The sequence below is a fragment of the Haliscomenobacter sp. genome (genome assembly GCF_040403615.1).
GTDB lineage: Bacteria > Bacteroidota > Bacteroidia > Chitinophagales > Saprospiraceae > Haliscomenobacter.
On sequence record NZ_JBBAKG010000226.1, the window covers coordinates 1 to 3,280 of the forward strand.

The window sequence follows — 3,280 nt, forward strand, 5'->3', positions numbered from 1 at the left end:
ACCTTGCCAACATTTTCGGCCATGTACATTGGCTGCGGTGCAAAGGCATCAAGCAATCCAGCACCAAATCCACCACGCTCCATAACTTGCGGCACAACGCGCTCTGCAAGTCTCTCACCAGCCCTACCCAATTGCATTGCTGGCGCTTTCAATGCTCTGACGCCTGGCACTACATCAAGGGCAACACCAGCAGGGAATGTTACTTGTGCGGCATCAAATGCAGCTTTTCTTTTTGGATCAAAAACGCTGTACTGATCGGCAATGTCGTATGGTGTGCTTTGCAATAAACCGGCGCCAGCCCCATAGACTCTTGGATACTCATCGCGCAAGAAGTCCAACAATCCGCGAGTACCCTCTGCCGAGTAGTCTGCTGCGCCAAATGGGTCTTGGTAACCTGTTGCCATGTTTTATTGTCCTTGCTGGAATGCGCCTGGCACTCTTCCTGCCGCAATACCAGTCAAACTGTAAGGCACAGTCTTACCGGCAAACCGCGCAAAGTCGTTAATCTTTTGCTGCAATAACGCAAAAGCACTTTGATCCACCAATGCTCGGCGAACCAAGTTAGGGTCTTCAGATACAAGTATCTTCGCAACCATGTCACGCTGTGAATCAGTCAAGTTTTTATTCTTTTCAAAGGCAACCTTTTTCAAAATATTAACTGCTGATGTAGCCATAGTTATTGGGTTTGCCGTCATCACATTTGCAATTTCTTCGGCAGATATATTTGACCCTTGTCGAGCAGCCTGCAACAGAGTCGGCGCAGTTGCAGAACCGCCAATGATGTAGCTTTTAGCTGCTTGCGACTGAGCTGCTGTATTGATGCGCTGCAAGATGCCAGACAATTCATCTTGAGGATAAATAGTCCGCAAGATCAATCCCTCTTTAGTATTCTCATCTGACATTTTCCCCATCATTGATGTGCGAGTTCCACTCGTCATTCGGTTGCGGATGGCGTCCATTGTTCCTGCTCGAAATGCCGCCAAAGCACCAGGCTTTTGCGATAGTTCTTCAGTAAGAATAGCAACTTCATCGGGAGTTTTATTAAATACTATACGTCCCTCATCAAACGCTTCTTTTGCAGTACGGCGTGTGGCTGCTTGCACCCTTGTATTAGCTAATGCTGCTGATGATTTATCAAGAGAAGCACGCAATGCACCCTCAACTCCTTTAAGGGCCTCACCAACCGCACCTCGTCCAGATGAGTAAGCCTCATTTACAGACGTTTGAATTCCTCTGCGAATAATCTCAGCATCTTCTAATGTTGGCGTCCTGCTAAATACGACATCACTATTCTTGTCAAATGTAAAGAACGGCTTTTTGCCAGTCTCTGCTACATAGACTTCATTGATATTTTTTACAGATTGCGGCGATCTTTTGAGCGCATCAGTCACACTTTTGAGCAGATTGGCATCAATTACACCGCCAGTTCCAAAAGCGTTTTTATACGCCTCTTTTTCAACTTCCTTTGTGGCCTCATCAGATAATCTAAATCTACGCAATACATTTTCACTGCTCATTCTTGGACCAACAAAGCTAGGGTCAAGTTCGTTATACAGCTTCTTTTGTATGTCTGTCAGCACTTCAGTGCGTAACTGCTCTGGACGGCGTGTAAGGGATGACATCAGTGTCGTTGATGCCTTACCACCTTGAGAATATAAAAGTCGTACAGCAGACGCTAGTGTTGCGTTCTCTGCCATGATCTCACCGCGAGCAATCCGATCAATGATCTCATCTGTGGTGAGTCCAGTATCTCCAGCCAAACGCTGTAATTCAGTCTCAACTACTTTTGCGCCACGGCCACCAGCAAGACGGCGTGCAAAGTCTGTAACCTTGTCAACAAGCATCCCACCACCAGTAATCAGGCCTTTTACTGCTGGTGCAACGATAGCGCCTGTTGCAACGCCGCCTGGCACTTTTGATGCGCGGTCATAGATATCACCCTCACCAGATAAGAATCCTGTTAAACCACCATATGCGCCACCAAGCGCAGATGTTGCGGCCAATCCCCTGATAACAGGCGCAATTGACATTGCTGCTTGCGGTATGGTTGCAGGCGTAGCTGTACCACCAGTTCCTAATGTGACTGCTCCAGTTGCAAGCAGACCACCCAAACCCTCATACCCAAGAGACTCTAGTGGTGCTTGCTGTTGATAAGCTTTTGTCTTTGATCTGATGTCAGCTAATGCTGACTCATAATCTTCGCCAGCCATTGATCTTAAATAAGCCTCGGCCTCATCAGCACCAGTAAAGGTAGCTCCTTGGGCAATAGAACGTAGGCGCTGAGTGGGCGCTGGAGGTTCTATGGATACAGGGATTGGTCTTGTTGGCATTGGAGCTTGCTCTTGAGTAGGCAATCCCCCAGCGACTTGCTTTAATGCCTCAAGTTTTTCAGTTGATAATTTAGAGAAGTCACCCTTTTGGATGGCCTCCAACTCGTCATAACTAAACTGACCTAGTCCATCGCTCATCGTGGTCCTCCTGAACTGCGGCGTCTATCAAGCTCTTTCTGAATAGCATTTTGCAGTGTATTTGGCGCTGGTGCGCCATATGGTTGCACTTCATACATTGGTGCAATGGTGGAAAGACTTGGAATTGCTGTTGTAGCCTTATTCAATAAATCCTGATGTGACGAAATTCTTACCCTTGCAGATCGCTGTGCCGCCATAAGACCTTGCTGCAACTCTCCTGATGTCAGACTTTGATCTCCACCAGCAGCGCGGCGCAAGATTGCTCTTTCGCCCTCAGTTAATGCGCCTTGTCCACGCATCTGCGATGCGGCATCAAGTTCTTGCTGTGCGAGTCCTTGTACAACAGTAGCGGTATTTCTCAGAATTTGATCTGCATTAGCTCCACCAATATTCAATTGCTTTCCAATTCTTAGCAGAGTTGTTCTTGTATCTGCTGCTGGTCCAACAATTGCCGTATCAAGTGCAGGCAATATTCGATCAATATTTGAAAGTGTTGCATTGGCAGATTGAGCCATCATGCGTGATTCATCAAGGTTTTTCATTGCCTGAGTGGTAGCAAGTTCAACACCTTTTTTCTCTGCATTTTGTGTAACTGCAACATTAGTGGCAGATGATCTACGCAATGATTGCACATTCTCAAATGTGATTGGTGTATTTGTAGCTTGAAGAATTTGGATTTCACTTGGTAAAGCCTTTGGCTCATCAAGTTTCCTAAAATTCTCAAGTGTGATGGGCAGATTCAATGCATTTAAATACCTGATCTTTTCAGGATCAGCCTCTGGCTTATCAAGCAGACGAAAGTTTGCCAAAGT

The 3,280-nt window shown here is 46.4% G+C and carries 3 protein-coding genes; all 3 read right to left on the reverse strand.

From position 1 onward, the window contains the following. Positions 1-404 (reverse strand): hypothetical protein (locus tag ABW391_RS28965; protein ID WP_353485394.1); only part of this gene is annotated, 404 nt, incomplete at its 3' end. 3 nt (positions 405-407) lie between these two features. Beyond that, positions 408-2,468, reverse strand: coding sequence for a hypothetical protein (locus ABW391_RS28970; protein ID WP_353485395.1), 2,061 nt, complete (start codon positions 2,466-2,468; stop codon positions 408-410). Beyond that, on the reverse strand, positions 2,465-3,280 hold an 816-nt coding region (locus ABW391_RS28975), incomplete at its 5' end, for a hypothetical protein (RefSeq protein ID WP_353485396.1). The genes ABW391_RS28975 and ABW391_RS28970, both read right to left, overlap by 4 nt.